Origin of the sequence: Hypericibacter terrae, from assembly GCF_008728855.1 — a bacterium.
Lineage (GTDB): Bacteria > Pseudomonadota > Alphaproteobacteria > Dongiales > Dongiaceae > Hypericibacter > Hypericibacter terrae.
Window position 1 is genome coordinate 4,538,222 of sequence record NZ_CP042906.1, and the last position, 15,011, is coordinate 4,553,232.

Annotated in this window: 14 protein-coding genes; 9 read left to right on the forward strand and 5 right to left on the reverse strand. The window is 66.6% G+C overall.

Going from position 1 to position 15,011, the window contains the following annotated elements:
- The first annotated feature begins 13 nt into the window (after positions 1-13).
- Entirely contained in the window at positions 14-1,255 is a 1,242-nt protein-coding gene (locus FRZ44_RS20895) for a M48 family metallopeptidase (protein WP_225308378.1), read from the forward strand.
- A gap of 8 nt (positions 1,256-1,263) precedes the next feature.
- Here the strand turns inward: FRZ44_RS20895 and FRZ44_RS20900 are convergent, their stop codons facing one another.
- Together FRZ44_RS20900 and FRZ44_RS20905 are read right to left on the reverse strand one after the other, a co-directional pair.
- Positions 1,264-3,825, reverse strand: coding sequence for a GcvT family protein (locus FRZ44_RS20900; RefSeq protein WP_151178995.1), 2,562 nt, complete (start codon positions 3,823-3,825; stop codon positions 1,264-1,266).
- A 366-nt stretch (positions 3,826-4,191) separates the two neighbouring features.
- Positions 4,192-4,437 carry a DUF2312 domain-containing protein gene (locus tag FRZ44_RS20905; RefSeq protein ID WP_151178996.1) on the reverse strand — a complete coding sequence of 82 codons (246 nt, stop codon included), beginning with the start codon at positions 4,435-4,437 and terminating at the stop codon, positions 4,192-4,194.
- Positions 4,438-4,673: 236 nt separating this feature from the next.
- On the opposite strand from FRZ44_RS20905, the gene FRZ44_RS20910 reads away from it, so the two are divergent.
- The gene (locus tag FRZ44_RS20910) at positions 4,674-5,180 is read left to right on the forward strand and encodes a hypothetical protein (RefSeq protein ID WP_151178997.1); all 507 of its coding nucleotides are present in this window, start codon (positions 4,674-4,676) and stop codon (positions 5,178-5,180) included.
- Positions 5,181-5,307: 127 nt separating this feature from the next.
- On the opposite strand, the gene FRZ44_RS20915 is transcribed toward FRZ44_RS20910, so the two are convergent.
- On the reverse strand, positions 5,308-5,613 hold the full coding sequence (locus tag FRZ44_RS20915) for a DUF1244 domain-containing protein (RefSeq protein ID WP_151178998.1): 306 nt from the start codon (positions 5,611-5,613) through the stop codon (positions 5,308-5,310).
- Between the two features lie 197 nt (positions 5,614-5,810).
- Between FRZ44_RS20915 and FRZ44_RS20920 the strand changes: the two genes are divergently transcribed.
- Together FRZ44_RS20920 and FRZ44_RS20925 are read left to right on the forward strand one after the other, a co-directional pair.
- Complete coding sequence (locus FRZ44_RS20920) at positions 5,811-6,812, forward strand: 4-hydroxyproline epimerase (protein WP_151178999.1); 1,002 nt, start codon at positions 5,811-5,813, stop codon at positions 6,810-6,812.
- Positions 6,813-7,014: 202 nt separating this feature from the next.
- The gene (locus tag FRZ44_RS20925) at positions 7,015-7,836 is read left to right on the forward strand and encodes an NAD-dependent epimerase/dehydratase family protein (protein ID WP_151179000.1); all 822 of its coding nucleotides are present in this window, start codon (positions 7,015-7,017) and stop codon (positions 7,834-7,836) included.
- On the opposite strand, the gene FRZ44_RS20930 is transcribed toward FRZ44_RS20925, so the two are convergent.
- The gene (locus FRZ44_RS20930) at positions 7,833-8,219 is read right to left on the reverse strand and encodes a winged helix-turn-helix transcriptional regulator (protein ID WP_151179001.1); all 387 of its coding nucleotides are present in this window, start codon (positions 8,217-8,219) and stop codon (positions 7,833-7,835) included. The two genes, FRZ44_RS20925 and FRZ44_RS20930, sit on opposite strands and share 4 nt — an antisense overlap.
- Positions 8,220-8,287: 68 nt before the next feature.
- On the opposite strand from FRZ44_RS20930, the gene FRZ44_RS20935 reads away from it, so the two are divergent.
- Positions 8,288-9,088, forward strand: a complete 801-nt coding sequence (locus FRZ44_RS20935) for an SDR family oxidoreductase (protein ID WP_151179002.1) — start codon at positions 8,288-8,290, stop codon at positions 9,086-9,088.
- Between the two features lie 80 nt (positions 9,089-9,168).
- Positions 9,169-9,933 carry an HAD hydrolase-like protein gene (locus tag FRZ44_RS20940; RefSeq protein WP_225308379.1) on the forward strand — a complete coding sequence of 255 codons (765 nt, stop codon included), beginning with the start codon at positions 9,169-9,171 and terminating at the stop codon, positions 9,931-9,933.
- Positions 9,934-9,984: 51 nt separating this feature from the next.
- On the opposite strand, the gene FRZ44_RS20945 is transcribed toward FRZ44_RS20940, so the two are convergent.
- Positions 9,985-10,896: a dihydrodipicolinate synthase family protein gene (locus tag FRZ44_RS20945; protein WP_151179003.1), complete on the reverse strand. Its 912-nt coding sequence runs from the start codon at positions 10,894-10,896 to the stop codon at positions 9,985-9,987.
- A 278-nt stretch (positions 10,897-11,174) separates the two neighbouring features.
- Here FRZ44_RS20945 and FRZ44_RS20950 point away from each other — a divergent pair, with 278 nt between their 5' ends.
- From FRZ44_RS20950 to pyk, 3 genes are all read left to right on the forward strand, one after another.
- On the forward strand, positions 11,175-12,089 hold the full coding sequence (locus tag FRZ44_RS20950) for a DMT family transporter (protein WP_191908221.1): 915 nt from the start codon (positions 11,175-11,177) through the stop codon (positions 12,087-12,089).
- A gap of 40 nt (positions 12,090-12,129) precedes the next feature.
- Entirely contained in the window at positions 12,130-13,404 is a 1,275-nt protein-coding gene (locus FRZ44_RS20955; protein WP_151179005.1) for a glycerate kinase type-2 family protein, read from the forward strand.
- A 138-nt stretch (positions 13,405-13,542) separates the two neighbouring features.
- Positions 13,543-14,961 carry a pyruvate kinase gene (gene pyk, locus FRZ44_RS20960; RefSeq protein WP_151179006.1) on the forward strand — a complete coding sequence of 473 codons (1,419 nt, stop codon included), beginning with the start codon at positions 13,543-13,545 and terminating at the stop codon, positions 14,959-14,961.
- Positions 14,962-15,011 lie beyond the last annotated feature (50 nt).

The following is a 15,011-nucleotide window of genomic DNA, read 5'->3' on the forward strand; positions in this document are numbered from 1 at the left end:
AGGTTGCCCGCCCGTGTTCCTGACTGTCGTCGCCGTCGCCATCATGGCCTCCTTCCTGTTCGACCTCTGGCTGGACCGGCGGCAGATCCATCATGTCCTCGTCCATCGCGAGCGCGTGCCCGCGGCCTTTCAAGGCGCCTTGTCGATCGAGGAGCATCAGAAGGCGGCGGCCTATACCGTGGCGAGGCGGCGCTTCGGCATCAAGCGCGAGCTGGCCGGGATGGTCCTGAGCCTGCTGCTTCTGGTCGGGGGCGGATTCGCCTTCATCAATTCCGTGGTCGCGACGACGTTCGGCACCGGTTATGTCGGTTCGCTGGCCCTTGTGGCGATCATCGCCGGCATCGGCGGCCTGGTGGCCCTGCCGTTCGCCTATGTCGGGACCTTCTCGATCGAAGCGGCATTCGGCTTCAATCGCACGACCCGAAAGCTCTTTTTCGTCGACCGCGCGAAGTCGGTCGCCTTGGCGATAGCGTTCGCGACCCCTCTCGTTCTCGCGGCCGATTTCGCCATGCGGCAATTGGGGTCATGGTGGTGGTTCGCTGTGTGGGGGATCTTCGTCGCCTTCAATCTGCTCGCCCTGCTGATCGTGCCGACGTTCATCATGCCGCTATTCAACAAGTTCGAGGTGCTGAAGGACGAAGTCTTGAAGTCCCGGATCGAAGCGCTGATGAAGCGCTGCGGATTCCATCCCAAAGGCGTCTATCGAATGGATGGCAGCAAACGCTCCGGCCATGGCAATGCCTTCTTCACCGGCTTCGGGCCGTCCAAGCGGATCGTGCTGTTCGATACGCTGCTGGAGAAACTGACGCCCGAGGAGATCGAAGCGGTTCTTGCGCATGAGCTCGGCCACTTCAAGCTGCGGCATGTCCTGCGGCGCCTGCTGACCTACTTCGGAGCCAGCCTTGTCATCCTGGCCTTCCTCGGATGGCTCTTTCGCCAGGACGGGTTCTACCGGGGCTTCGGCGTCGATCCGGCGATCGCGCACGCCATGCCGATGACGGGTCTGCTCCTGTTCTTCCTGCTCTTCCCTCTCGTCTCGACATGGTTCAGGGCGCTTCCGAACCATGTCTCGCGCCGGCAGGAGTTCGAAGCCGACGCCTATGCCGCCAACCATGCCAATAGCAGGGAACTGGCTTCAGCCCTCGTCAAGCTGCACCGCGACAACGCAGCGACCCTGACCTCGGACCCGATCTATTCGGCCGTCAACGACACGCATCCGAGCGCTGCTCAACGCATCGCCAGGCTCGCAGCGTAGAGGACGCGTCAGCTCCGCGGCTTGAGGCTTTCCGGGTCGTAGAGCGGCTTGTAGCCGATGGCCGCCACCTCGACCGGATAGGTCTCGCCGAAATATTCGACGTTGAGCTTGCGGCCTTCCTGGCAATAGGCCCAGGGCAGATAGGCAAGCGCGATGTTCTTGCCGATCGTCGGACCGTAGGCGACCGAGGTCGTGAAGGAACGGCGGCCGAGCTCGTCCACCAGGCCCTCGCCGGTCGCGGGGTCCAGCACCGGCAGGGTGCCGACCGGATAGCGGGCGACGCCCTTGGAATCGATGTTCCGCGTCATCACCAGCGTGCAGAGCATCGCCGGCTGGTGCGGGCGCGCCTTGTATTCGAGATGCTTCGCCTTGCCGCGGAAATCCGCCTCCTTGACCTTCGGGCGGGCGAGGTCGGATTCGATCAGGTTGTATTCGGTCAGGAGATCGGCGTTCTGCAGGCGCAGGCTCTTCTCCATGCGCCGGCTGTTGGCGTAGGTCTCGACGCCGAAGGCCATGACGCCGGTCGCGCGCAGCGCGTCCCAGACGGCGAGGCCGTCCTCGTAGCGCATATGCAGCTCCCAGCCCTGCTCGCCGACATAGGAGATGCGGAAGGCCATCACATTCTTGCCGCCGATCCTGATCTGCTTGATCGCGGCGAAGGGAAAGTTCTCGTGGGTGAGGCCGTTCGGGTCCTCGACCGCCTTCTGCAGGGTCTTGCGCGCGTTCGGGCCCCAGATGCCGATCGTCACGAACTTCTCGGTAACGTCGGTGACGGTGACGTTGAAGCCCTTGTCCTGCGCCGTGCGGCGCACATAGTGGAAATCGCGCGGGCCCGCATCGGCGCCGTCGATGACGCGGCAGCGGTCCGCCATGCGGATGACGGTCAGGTCGGCACGCACCATGCCCTCGTCGTCGAGGAAATGGGTGTAGATGCCCTTGCCGATCATATTGTCGCCGCCGATCTTGGCGGCGCAGAGCCATTCCATCAGCGCGACATGATCCGGGCCTTCGACGTCGAACATGTAGAAGTGCGACAGGTTCACGATGCCGCAATCCTCGCTCATGGCGAGATGCTCGGCATTGGAGACGCGCCAGAAATGGCGGTTGTCCCACTCGTTCTCGCGCACCGGCACGCGGTTGCCGTATTTCTTCAGCAGGTGCTCATTGGCGGCATAGCCATGCGCGCGCTCCCAGCCGCCGAGCTCCATGAAATAGCCGCCCAGCTCCTTCTCGCGCTCATAGAAGGGCGAGTGGCGCACATTGCGCCCCGTGGCATAGGGCTCGCGCGGATGGACCGCGGGGTTGTAGATCTTCTGCGCCGCCTCGCCGCAGCGCCCTTCGATGAACTTCTCCTGGAGCTGGTGCGGGTAGAAGCGCGCATAGTCGATCTTCGCGTGATCGATCGGCGTGCGCCCGTCGGTCATCCAGTCGGCCACCAGCTTGGCCATGCCCGGGCCGTCCTTGACCCAGATGGCGACGGCATACCAGAGGCCGCGGACCTTCTGGCTCTCGCCGATGGAGGGCCCGCCATCGGCAGTCACCTGCAGCAGGCCGTTGAAGGAGCGCTTCTCCTCATAGCCGAGCTCGCCCAGGATCGGCGTCAGCTCGATGGCGCGCTCGAGCGGCTTGAGGATCTGCTCCATGTCGAGGTCGCGCTGCGAGGGCGACAGCCTGGCCTGGTCCTTCTCCAGGATGTCGCGCGGATGGCAGAGGCGCGGGTTCGTCTCTTCGTAATAGCCCCACTCGATCATGCCGCCTTCGGCGGTCTTGGGATCACCGGTGTCGCGCATATAGGCCGAGTTGCCCTGGTCGCGCAGCAGCGGCCAGCCGATCTCCTTGCCGGTGCCGGCGAACTCGTTATAGGGCCCGAAGAAGGTGAGCGGATGGTCGACCGGCATCACCGGCAGGTCCTCGCCCGCCAGGGCCGCGATCAGGCGGCCCCACAGGCCCGCGCAGACCACGACATGGTCGGCCCGGATCGTGCCGCGATCGGTCACGACGCCCTTGATGCGCCCGTTCTCGAGGAGGAGCGACTTGGCCGGCGTGTTGGCGAAGACCTGGAGCTTGCCGCTGGCCACACCCTCGTCGATCAGCTCGCCGGCGACCGTCTGCGAACGCGGGATGACGAGGCCGCCATCGGGGTCCCACAGGCCGCCCTGCACCAGATGCTCCTCGATCAGCGGAAATTTCTGCTTGATCTCGGCCGGCCCGATCAGGCGCGCCCGAGTGCCGAAGGCCTTGGCGGAAGCGACCTTGCGCTTGATCTCCTCCATGCGGGCATCGTCGCCGACGCGCGCGACCTCCAGTCCGCCGACGCGGGCGTAGTGGCCCCGCTTCTCGTAGAAATCGATGGAGTAGAGCGTCGTCCAGCAGGACAGGAAATCGTGGCTGGTCGTGTAGCAGAAATCGGAGGCGTGCGCCGTCGAGCCGATGTCGGTCGGAACGCCGGACTTGTCGATGCCGACGATGTCGTCCCAGCCGCGCGCGATCAGGTGATGGGCGACCGACGAGCCGACGATGCCGCCGAGCCCGATGATGACGACCTTCGCTTTCTCCGGAAACCCTGCCATGTCGCGCTCTCGCCTTGATGTGCCGCCAGACAATAGGGCGCCGCGGCGGCGCCATTAGAGCCTGTTTGCGACATTCACGAAAGGCCGAGCGACAGGGGCGGGAAAGGTCGGAGCGCCCCACAGTGTCGCTCGCCATCACGAGCGCGAAGGGACGCGGTCGCTTGGATCCCCTCCCCCAACTTTTGGGGGAGGGCAGGGAGGGGGATGACTCCGTCCAGGATCTCGTCGGGGTGCGAAGGGGCCGATACCGAGCAGCCCCCTCCCCAACCCTCCCCCAAAAGTTGGGGGAGGGGATGTTTCTTCGATTTTCGATTCTTCACAGACTCAACGATAGGAAGAAAAGAAGACCGACGCTTCAGTCCACGCTCATTCCAGATCCAGTGCGCGCTTATAGAGGACCAGCAATTCCTCCTGCTCCTGGCGGTCGGCCTTGTCCATGCGCCGGATGCGGATGATCTGGCGCATGATCTTGGTATCGAAGCCGGTGCCCTTCGCCTCGGCATAGACCTCGCGAATATCGGCCGCCAGCGCCGCCTTTTCCTCCTCGAGCCGCTCGATGCGCTCGATGAAGGATTTGAGCCGGTCCGCTGCGATTCCGCCCTTGCCCGCCATTCGAAGAAACTCCCCGTCAAATCAGATGGTTATTGAGTTGGCCCGCGCTGCCGGCGGCATGCAGGGCCCGCGGACGATAAAGGGACGAATCGGGGGCGGCAAGACCGTCCGGGGAAGAAAGAAGCGGTGCCGGAATAAACCCGGCCCGAGGCCCGTTGTCTGGTCGAAATCACCCGATCGCTCCGGAAACCGGGGCGTCGGCACCCCTTCTCCCCAACAGCAGGACGGAGTCCCTCATGACCATCGACCTCCCGCACCGTGACACGCAACCGACCGGCCGCAAGCTCGCGCGCCAGGCGCTGCTGCTGACGCGCGTCAGCATCATCGCGCTCACCACCGCCCTCATGCCGATCACGCTCGGCGGCCTGCACAAGCCGCTGGTCGCCAAGGCCGCCTTCGCGCAGAGCGCCAGCGACGACGGCACCGCCGACCAGGGCTCGGGCGACGCGCCCGGGACGCCCGCCTCGGGCGGAGGCGAGGATGACGGCGCCACGCACGATGTCGGTGACGACAATGGCGTCGATGGCGCCAACCACGATGCCGGCGACGACAATGGCGGCAATGGCGAGGGCGGCGAAGGCGGCGATAGCGGCAATTCAGGCGCCGGCTCCAGCGCCAGCGGCTCCGGCGGCGGCGAAGGCGGCGGAAGTTCGGGCGGCGAAGGCGGCGGCGGTTCGGGCAGCGGCGGCTCGGGCGGCGGCGAAGGCGGTGGCTCCAGCGGCCATGGCGGCGGTGACGACTAAATCGTCACGACCATGAGACGCTCGGCGGCGCTCCCCAACAGATCGATCGCCGGCTCACAGGTCATGACAAAGGGCGCCTCCCTCCTGGGGAGGCGCCCTTCCGTCATGGTGGGGATTCGACCCCGGTTCAGTGCGTGTGCGGCTTGCCGCGCGCGTCGGCCAGCGCCTTCAGCGCGGGGATGCCGTCGCCCTGCTGATGCTTCGCCTTCCATTCGTCATAGGGCATGCCATAGACGATCTGGCGCGCCTCGGCGTCGCTGAGCGCCAGGCCGCGATCCTCCGCGGCGGCGCGATACCATTTCGACAGGCAGTTGCGGCAAAAACCCGCCAGATTCATCAGATCGATGTTCTGCACGTCCTTGCGCTCGCGCAGATGCTCGACCAGCTTGCGAAAAGCGGCGGCTTCGAGCTCGGTCCGGGTCTTCTCGTTCATGAGGGCCAACTCCTTCTCCTGATGCCAAATATGCGACCGCCGAAGGCGCCGCGCCAGAGGGGCGAGCGCTAAATTCCGATGCCCCGACCGGCTGTAGGGCGATATCCGGCCGGGGTCGCGCGGGTCGAGTTGACCGCGCCCGGATGAGGGGCCTAAAACCCGTTCCACACCCCGATTTCCTTCGAGGAGCCTTCTCCTTGGCCACCTATACCTTCTTCTGCGTCGACGGCCATACCTGCGGCAATCCGGTGCGGCTCGTCGCCGGCGGCGGCCCGCTGCTCGAAGGCAGCAGCATGAGCGAGCGGCGCCAGCATTTCCTCAAGCATTACGATTGGATCCGCACCGGCCTGATGTTCGAACCGCGCGGCCACGACATGATGTCGGGCTCGATCCTCTATCCCTCGACGCGACCCGACTGCGATATCGGCGTGCTCTTCATCGAGACCTCGGGCTGCCTGCCGATGTGCGGCCATGGCACGATCGGCACCGTGACCTTCGCGCTGGAGCGCGGCCTCGTCACGCCGCGTCAGCCGGGCAAGCTCAATCTCGAGACGCCGGCGGGCCTGGTCGAGGCGACCTATCGCCAGGAGGGCGCCTATGTCGAGGCGGTGCGCATCTGCAATGTCGGTTCCTATCTCGCGGCCGAAGGCGTCGAGGTCGACTGCCCCGGCCTGGGCGCCTTGAGCTTCGACATCGCCTATGGCGGCAATTTCTACGCGATCCTCGAGCCGCAGAAGAATTATCGCGATCTCGAGGATGTCACGCCGGGCGACATCCTGCGGCTCTCGCCGATCCTGCGAAAACTGCTGAATGAAGCCGTCGACCTGGTCCATCCCGAGAATCCGACGATCAAGGGCGTCAGCCATATCCTCTGGACCGGCAAGCCGAAGAACCCGAAGGCCAACGCGCGCAACGCCGTGTTCTATGGCGAGAAGGCGATCGACCGCAGCCCCTGCGGCACCGGCACCTCGGCCCGCATGGCCCAGCTCGCCGCCAAGGGCAAGCTCAAGGTGGGCGACGACTTCATCCATGAGAGCATCATCGGCAGCCTCTTCAACGGCCGCGTCGAGGCCAGGACCAAGGTCGGCAATCACGACGCGATCCTGCCCTCGATCGAAGGCTGGGCGCGGCAGACCGGCTACAACACCATCTTCATCGACGACCGCGATCCGTATAAGCACGGCTTCCAGCTGGTGTGATGCTGCGGGCGTCTGCGGCATCACGCGCGTTTAGCGCCCGCGGTCATCCCCGCGAAAGCGGGGCGGTAGTCGCTCAAGCGTCCGACACCCCCGCTGTTTGCTCCCATCGTCACCCCCGCGAAAGCGGGGGCCCATGGCCCCGTTCGGCACTCTGGATCAAGATGGGTCCCCGCTTTCGCGGGGATGACAGTTGGGGGGCGTGATGACCACTTCCCCCCTCCTCCTCCTCGGCGGCACCGACCCCGTCGGGCGCTTCATCCTCGACCGCACTTCCCGGCGGCGCGCCGTCACCGTGATCGGGCGATCGAAGCCCCATCGCGACGATGTGGCGTGGCATCGGGCCGATCTGGCGCTGGGCGCCGTGGCATTTCCCGAAGGGCGCGCGCAGCAGGCCATCGCCACCCTGCCGATCTGGCTGCTGGACGCGCATCTGCCGGCGCTGACGCGGATGGGGGTCGATCGCCTGATCGCCTTCTCCTCGACCTCGGTCGAAGCCAAGCGCGAGAGCCGCAGCGCCAAGGCGCGCGCCGTCGTCGCCGCGCTGTCCGGCGGCGAAGCCGCGGTGATGGAGGCCGCCCACAAGGCCGGCATCCGCACCACGATCCTGCGCCCCGCCTTGATCTATGGCGCCGGCGAGGATGCCAATGTCAGCGCGGCGGCGCGGTTCATCGAGCGCTTCGGGTTCTTCCCCCTGGCCTGGAACGCACAAGGCCTGCGCCAGCCGGTTCATGCCGACGATCTGGCAGCGGCGGCCCTCGCGGCGCTGGAAAGTCCGGCCGCGGTCGGCATGACCTACGCCCTGCCCGGAGGCGAGACCTTGGCCTATCGCGCCATGATCGCGCGGATCTTCGAGACGCTGGGCCGGCCTCCGCGGTTCGTTCGCATTCCCGGCCTGGCCGCGATCTCCGATCTCGCCAGCAGAATGGCGCGCGATCAGGCCTTCGACGCCGGTCCCGCCGCGCGCGACCTGGGTTATGCGCCGCGCCGCTTCCTGAGCGGCGGCCGGAGCGATCTCGGTCTTTAGCGTCCGCCGTCGAGCGACGATTTCCGCAACGCCGCCCATTCCAGCAGCGCATCCAGCGCCGGGCAGAGCTTTTGCCCGATATCGGTCAGGGCGTACTCGACCTTAGGCGGAACCTGCGGGTGGACCGTGCGCTGCACGATGCCGTCGCGCTCCAGGTCGCGGAGCTGCTGGGCCAGCATCTTCTGAGAGATGGCGGGAATCGCCTTCTCGAGCTCGGAAAAGCGCAGCACCGAGCGGGAGAACAGGTGAAAGAGGATCAGGATCTTCCAGCGGCCTTCCAGAACCGCCAGCACCTCTTCGACGCCGTCGGCCGCCATCTTCGGCGTGACGTCTTCGAGCTTACCTGTGGGTGAGTAGCCCACTTTCCGGTCGGTTCTGGTCATGCGCGGTCATTATCCCATATTGATCGCAACGCCGACAGTGGCGCATCGCGAACCGTCCGGGAGTTCCCATGTCGAAAGAAAAAAGCCGATCCGATGGCAACGAGTTCGAGGGCAAGCGCGCCTTGGTCACGGGCGGGAGCCGGGGGATGGGGGAAGCCATCGTCGACCGCCTCGCGCGCTCGGGCGCCATCGTCGTCAGCACGGCGCGCGCCGCGCCGGCGAGGCCGTCCCCGGCGGCCCTCTTCATCGAAGCCGATGTTTCGACCGCCGACGGTGTCGCCAGGGTAATCGCGCAGACCCGGGAACGCTTCGGCGGCGTCGATCTCCTGGTGAACAATGTCGGCGGATCCTCGGCACCTGGCGGCGGCTTTGCCGCGCTCGACGATGCACAATGGCAGCATGAGCTGGACACGAACCTCTTGGCGGCGGTGCGGCTCGATCGCGGATTCCTGCCGGGCATGCTGGAGCGGAAGGCGGGATCGATCATCCATATCTCGTCGATCCAGCGGCGATTGCCGCTGTTCGAATCGACCCTGGCCTATGCCGCGGCGAAGGCGGCGCTCACGACTTACAGCAAGGGCCTCGCCAACGAGGTCGGTCCGAAAGGCGTGCGCGTCAACAGCGTCGCCCCCGGCTTCATCGAGACGACGGCCGCCTCCGCACTGATCGAGCGGCTGGCCCGGAGCAACGGCACGGATGCCAAGGCGGCACGACAGGCGCTGATGGATTCGCTGGGCGGCATTCCGTTGGGACGGCCCGGCCGCCCCGACGAGGTCGCCGAGCTGGTGGCCTTCCTGCTTTCGGACCGCGCCTCCTCCATCACCGGCAGCGAATATGTGATCGACGGCGGAACCATCCCGACGGTGTGAGCCAAGGCCCGGGGTTATTCCGCCGCCAGCGCCGGTCGCTTTGTCGACCCCGGCCCGCCGGGTGAGCGGCCCTTCTGCTGTTGTTCCTCGGCCCGGTGGCGAATGGCCCGAAGCAGACGCGAAATCAAACGAACTTGTCGTCGTTTGCTCTTGGCCGCTATCTTCGGATCATGACTTGCACCGTTCTTCTGGACCTCGACGGCACCTTAATCGATTCGTATCCCGGCATTCTGGCAAGCTGCCTTGCGGCGCTGCGCGCCCTTGGGCATGAACCGGATGAAACCCTCGATATAAGACATACAATCGGGCCCCCGCTCGAAGACACGATGCAAATCCTGCTGCAGGCCCACGGAGACGACAGAGTCGCCGAAGCCGTCGCTGCCTACCGTCGGCATTACGGCGAAAGCGGGTTTCTCGAAAGCGTGCCTTACCCGGGAATTGGCCAATCCCTCGACGAGATGAAGCGGACCGGATTGCGACTCTATCTCGCGACATCGAAGAGAGCGATCTTCGCGAGCCGCATTCTGGACCATCTGAAGTTCGCCACATATTTCGATGGCATCTATGGCTCGGTGCCGAGCGGCGAGCTCGATCACAAGCCTGAACTGCTCGCCCATATTCTGTCTCGACATGCTCTTTCGCCGTCTGACAGCCTGATGGTCGGGGATCGCCGGCATGATATTTCCGGCGCCCATGCGGTCGGAATGCGCGGTCTTGGCGTGCTGTGGGGTTATGGCAGCCGAGACGAACTGGAAACCGCCGGCGCAGACCGGCTGGTGGATTTCCCTGCCGATCTCGCCCGCACCGTCCTCTCGATGGTCAGCGGGAAGAAATACCCAAGCTAGAGCAGCGCCGTCGGCCCCACCGCGCAGGGTTCAGGTCAGGTCACGAGCGCTTCACTCTGCCGCCAGCGCCTGCAGCTTCGGCCGCTTGGCGACCGCGGCACGGATGATGGCGAGCACGCGCTCGCGCTCCTCGCCGGCAAGCGGCATGCGCGGCATGCGCACGGTCTCGGTGCCGAGCCCGACCTCGGCCTGCACCAGCTTGATGTACTGGACCAGCTTGACCGAGACGTCGAGATGCAGCAGCGGCATGAACCAGCGATAGAGCGCGCGGGCCTCGTCATAGCGGCCCTTCTGTGCCAGGCGGTAGAGCTGCACCGTCTCGTCGGGGAAGGCATTGACCAAGCCCGCGACCCAGCCCACGGCGCCCAGCATCAGGCTCTCGAGGATGAGGTCGTCGACGCCGCAGAACAGGATGTAGCGGTCGCCGCAGAGATTCACGATGTCGGTGATGCGCCGCACATTGTCCGAGGACTCCTTGATCGCCACGAGGTTCTTCTCGTCGGCGAGCTCGGCGAACATCTCCGGATTGATGTCGACTCCGTAAGCGGGCGGATTGTTATAGACCATGATCGGCAGGTCGGTCGCGCGCGCCACGGTGCGGTAATGCGCCATGGTCTCGCGCCGGTCCGACTTGTAGATCATCCCGGGCAGCAGCATGAGCCCGCCGCCGCCGAGCCTGGCGACATCCTCGGCGAACTTGCAGGCGCCCTTGGTGGTGGCTTCGGCGGTACCGGCCAGCACAGGGACCCGGCCCTTCGCCGTGTCGAGCGCCAGCTTCACCATCTGGCGCTTCTCGTCGCCGTCGAGCGTGCTGGCCTCGCTGAGCGAGCCGCACATGATGATGCCATGGACACCCGCCTTGATCTGGCGCTCGATCGAGGCCGCGGTCGCCGCCATGTCGATCGACTGGTCGGATTTGAATTGGGTGGTGATCGCCGGAAATACGCCGCGCCAGCCGGTCATGGACGGAACCTCCTCTAAAGGGCCCGGTTTTCTGAAAAGCCTGGGGCCCAAAAACCGCGGGAGGCTCGCACCGGCTCCCGCCCCCGTCAATGCGCGTCATGGGCTGCCGCAAAGCTGGAATAGCTCGAAAATTAATGTTCCCGGTCGGTGCTGCCGAACCCTTTGATCCGACAAGCAGAGGGACCGTCCGCCGCCGCATGGGAGGTCTGTCGCGGATGCAAGGGGTTGGGTCGCGGCGGCCATGGTTCGGCATGGCGGCGGCGCCTATAAAGGGCGCCATGACGCTGGCCCCTACGACGACGCCCGCGGCCAGCCAAAGCCGGGCCGCTCTCGCTGTGTTGCTGATCGGAGCGACGGCGGTCTCTTTCTCCGGAATCTTCGTCAAGATCTCGGAGCTGGGACCCTCGGCCACCGGCTTCCACCGCCTCTTCCTGGCGCTGCCGCTGCTGCTGCTCTGGCAGGGGATCGAGGCCCGCCACCAGACGCGCGCACCGGCCAAGCCAGCGGCGCTCCGCGATTTCTGGATCCTCTGCCTGCCCGGCCTCTATCTCGCGGCCGATCTCGTCTGCTGGCACTGGTCGATCCGCCTGACCACGGCCGCGACCGCGACGCTGCTGGGCAACACCGCGCCGATCTTCGTGACGCTGACGGCCTGGCTGCTCTATGGCGAGCGCTTCCGGCCCGGCTTCGTGATCGGCCTGGTCGTGGCGCTGGGCGGCGTCACGGCACTCCTCGGCAGCGCCAATCTCGATCCGACCCATCTGATCGGCAATCTTGCCGGGATCGGCGCCGGCATCACCTATGCCGGCTACCTCATGACCCTCAAGATCGCGCGCAAGCGCTTCTCGACCGCGCAGGTCATGAGCTGGACCGCGGTCTCGGGAACCGTGGTCATGCTGATCGCGGCCCTGGTCTCGGGCGAGAGCCTCCTGCCGCCCAGCCTCGAGGGCTGGGCCATCCTGATCGGCCTCGCCTGGATCTCGCAGGTCGGCGGCCAGAGCATGATCGCCTGGGCGCTGCACCATCTGCCGATTGCTTTCTCCTCGGTCAGCATGCTGGTCAATCCGGTGGCGACCTTCTTCCTCGCCTGGTTCCTGATCGGCGAGCGGCTGACACCCTGGCAGATCCTGGCCGGCGTCGTGGTCCTGATCGGCATCCTGATCGCGCGGCTTTACAGCGAACGCCGCGGCTGATTCTCTAGACAGACCGATACGAACCCCGAGACCGCGCCCGATGTCTCAAGCCCCCCGCGACCTGCTGCTCAGCCTGTTCCGCGCCGCGCTCGCGGTGGCGGATCCGATGCAGGCCGTGCCGCCCCACCTGCCCAAGCCGCCCAAGGGCCGCACCATCGTGGTCGGCGCCGGCAAGGCCTCGGCGGCGATGGCGGCCGCGGTGGAGCGCCATTGGCAGGGGCCGCTCGAAGGGCTGGTGGTGACGCGCTACGGCCATGGCGTCCCTTGCCGGCAGATCGAGATCGTCGAGGCCTCGCATCCGGTGCCCGACGAGCGCGGCCGCGATGCGGCACGGCGCATCCTCGAGAAGGTGCAGGGCCTCACCGCGGACGATCTCGTGCTCTGCCTGATCTCGGGCGGCGGCTCGGCGCTCTTGTCGCTGCCGGCCCCCGACATCACGCTTGCCGACAAGCAGGCGATGAACAAGGCGCTGCTCAAATATGGCGTGACCATCGCCGAGATGAATTGCGTGCGCAAACATATGTCGGCGATCAAGGGCGGCCGGCTCGCGGCGGCGGCCTTTCCGGCGCAGGTCGTGACCCTGCTGATCTCGGATGTACCGGGCGACGATCCGTCCGTGGTCGCCTCGGGTCCGACCGTGCCCGATCCGACCAGCTTCGCCGACGCGCTGGCGGTGATCGAGAAATACAAGATCACCGAGGCCGCCCCCGTCATCGAGCGCTTCAAGCGCGGCCGGGACGAGACGCCGAAGCCCGGCGACCCACGCTTCGCGCGGGCGCGCACCATCATGATCGCGCGGCCGCAGGATGCGCTCGAGGCCGCGGCCAAGGCTTCACGCGCCGCCGGCATCGCGCCCCTCATCCTCGGCGATTCGATCGAGGGCGAGGCGCGCGACGTGGCGCTGGTCCATGCCGGCATTGCACGCCAGGCCGCGCGCTACGGACAGCCTGGCGAGCCGCCGCTGGTGCTGCTCTCGGGTGGGGAGACCACCGTCACGGTCCGGGGCAAGGGGCGCGGCGGGCGCAATGCCGAGTTCCTGCTGGCGCTCGCCGTCGCCCTCGACGGCCATGCTGACATCCATGCCATCGCCTGCGATACCGACGGGATCGACGGCACCGAGGACAATGCCGGCGCGCTCATGGGGCCCGACAGCCTGGCCCGGGGCTGGGCGAAGGGCGTCAATGCCAAGGCTTTGCTCGCCGACAATGACGGCTACAGTTTCTTCGAGGCTCTTGGCGACCTGGTCAAGACCGGTCCGACCCTCACCAATGTCAATGATTTCCGCGCCATCCTGATCGGGAAGCGGCTAGGGTAAGGACGTCGCTGGCTGCCCTCGCCAGGGGTCGGGCCGGCCTCCCGGTTCGCCCTCCCCCTTGAAAGCCCCGTTTGAAGGCCCCCTCTTGAAGGCAGGGACGCTTTCAGCGGTAACAAAGCCGAAAGTAGAGTTGCGCGCATGAGACGAGAACGCCTGGCCAAGATCGTCGCCACCCTGGGGCCCGCCAGCTCGACCCGCGAGCAGCTCCTTGCCTTGTTTCACGCCGGCGTCGACGTGTTCCGGCTCAATCTCAGCCATGGCACGCATGAGGATCATCGCGCGCGCCATGCCGTCATCCGCGAGATCGAGCAGGATACCGGCCGCCCCATCAGCATCCTGGTCGATCTGCAAGGCCCCAAGCTCCGCATCGGTCCGCTCACCGGCGGCGAGGCGCAGATCGAGCGCGGCCAGCCCTTCCGCCTCGATCTCGAGGACCGGCTGGGCGACAGCACGCGCGTGCGCCTGCCCCATCCCGAGGTGCTGTCGGCGCTCACGCCCGGCGCCGATCTGCTGATCGACGACGGCCGGCTCAAGCTCAAGGTCGAGCGCACCGGCCAAGGTTATGCCGACACCACCGTCGTGCTGGGCGGGCGGCTCAAGGATCGCAAGGGCGTGAACCTGCCGGGCGTGCTGCTGCCGCTCTCGCCCCTGACCGAGAAGGACCGCAAGGATCTCGCCTTCGCGCTCGATCTCGGCGTCGACTGGATCGGACTCTCCTTCGTGCAGCGGCCCGAGGACGTGGCCGAGGCGCGTCGCCTGGTGCAGGGCCGCGCCGCCATCATGGTCAAGCTCGAGAAACCCTCGGCGATCGAGCGGCTCGAGGAACTGCTCGACCTTGCCGACGCCGCGATGGTCGCGCGCGGCGATCTCGGCGTCGAGATGCCGCCCGAGGACGTGCCCTCGATCCAGAAGCGCATCGTCGCGACCTGCCGCCTCAAGGGCAAGCCGGTGGTGGTCGCGACCCAGATGCTGGAATCGATGATCAGCGCCCCCGCCCCCACCCGCGCCGAGGCGTCGGACTGCGCCACCGCCGTCTATGACGGCGCCGACGCGCTGATGCTCTCGGCCGAGACCGCGTCGGGCAATTATCCGATCGAGGCGGTCTCGATCATGAACCGCATCATCGAGCGCGTGGAACGGGACCCGCTCTATCGCCGCATCCTCGCGGCCCAGCGCCCCGAGCCCGAGGCGACCGCCGCCGACGCCATCACCTATGCGGCGCAGCAGGTGGCGCACACGATCTCGGCGGCTGCGATCGTGACCTACACGACCTCGGGCTCGACCACCTACCGCGCGGCGCGCGAGCGCCCCGAGGTGCCTATCCTCTGCCTGACCTCGAAGCGCGAGACCGCCCGGCGCATGTCGCTGGTCTGGGGCACGCACTGCATCGAGACCGCCGAGATCCGCAGCTTCTCCGAGATGGTCGACAAGGCCTGCCGCATCGCGTTGACCGAAGGTTTCGCCAAGGCGGGGCAGCGGCTGGTGGTAACCGCCGGCGTCCCCTTCGGCACGCCGGGGTCGACCAACGTGCTGCGCATCGCGTGGGTGGATGGGTAGCCCCCAGTGTCACCCCCGCGAAAGCGGGGGCCCATGGTCCCATTCGTTGT

Excerpts from the sequence above, each read along its gene's own strand:
- FRZ44_RS20945 (WP_151179003.1), bottom strand. The coding sequence starts at position 10,896 with ATGACCGGCTGGCGCGGCGTATTTCCGGCGATCACCACCCAATTCAAA.
- FRZ44_RS20910 (WP_151178997.1), top strand. The coding sequence starts at position 4,674 with ATGACCATCGACCTCCCGCACCGTGACACGCAACCGACCGGCCGCAAG.
- FRZ44_RS20915 (WP_151178998.1), bottom strand. The coding sequence starts at position 5,613 with ATGAACGAGAAGACCCGGACCGAGCTCGAAGCCGCCGCTTTTCGCAAG.
- FRZ44_RS20955 (WP_151179005.1), top strand. The coding sequence starts at position 12,130 with ATGTCTCAAGCCCCCCGCGACCTGCTGCTCAGCCTGTTCCGCGCCGCG.
- FRZ44_RS20925 (WP_151179000.1), top strand. The coding sequence starts at position 7,015 with ATGACCACTTCCCCCCTCCTCCTCCTCGGCGGCACCGACCCCGTCGGG.
- pyk (WP_151179006.1), top strand. The coding sequence starts at position 13,543 with ATGAGACGAGAACGCCTGGCCAAGATCGTCGCCACCCTGGGGCCCGCC.
- FRZ44_RS20930 (WP_151179001.1), bottom strand. The coding sequence starts at position 8,219 with ATGACCAGAACCGACCGGAAAGTGGGCTACTCACCCACAGGTAAGCTC.
- FRZ44_RS20905 (WP_151178996.1), bottom strand. The coding sequence starts at position 4,437 with ATGGCGGGCAAGGGCGGAATCGCAGCGGACCGGCTCAAATCCTTCATC.
- FRZ44_RS20950 (WP_191908221.1), top strand. The coding sequence starts at position 11,175 with ATGACGCTGGCCCCTACGACGACGCCCGCGGCCAGCCAAAGCCGGGCC.
- FRZ44_RS20900 (WP_151178995.1), bottom strand. The coding sequence starts at position 3,825 with ATGGCAGGGTTTCCGGAGAAAGCGAAGGTCGTCATCATCGGGCTCGGC.
- FRZ44_RS20935 (WP_151179002.1), top strand. The coding sequence starts at position 8,288 with ATGTCGAAAGAAAAAAGCCGATCCGATGGCAACGAGTTCGAGGGCAAG.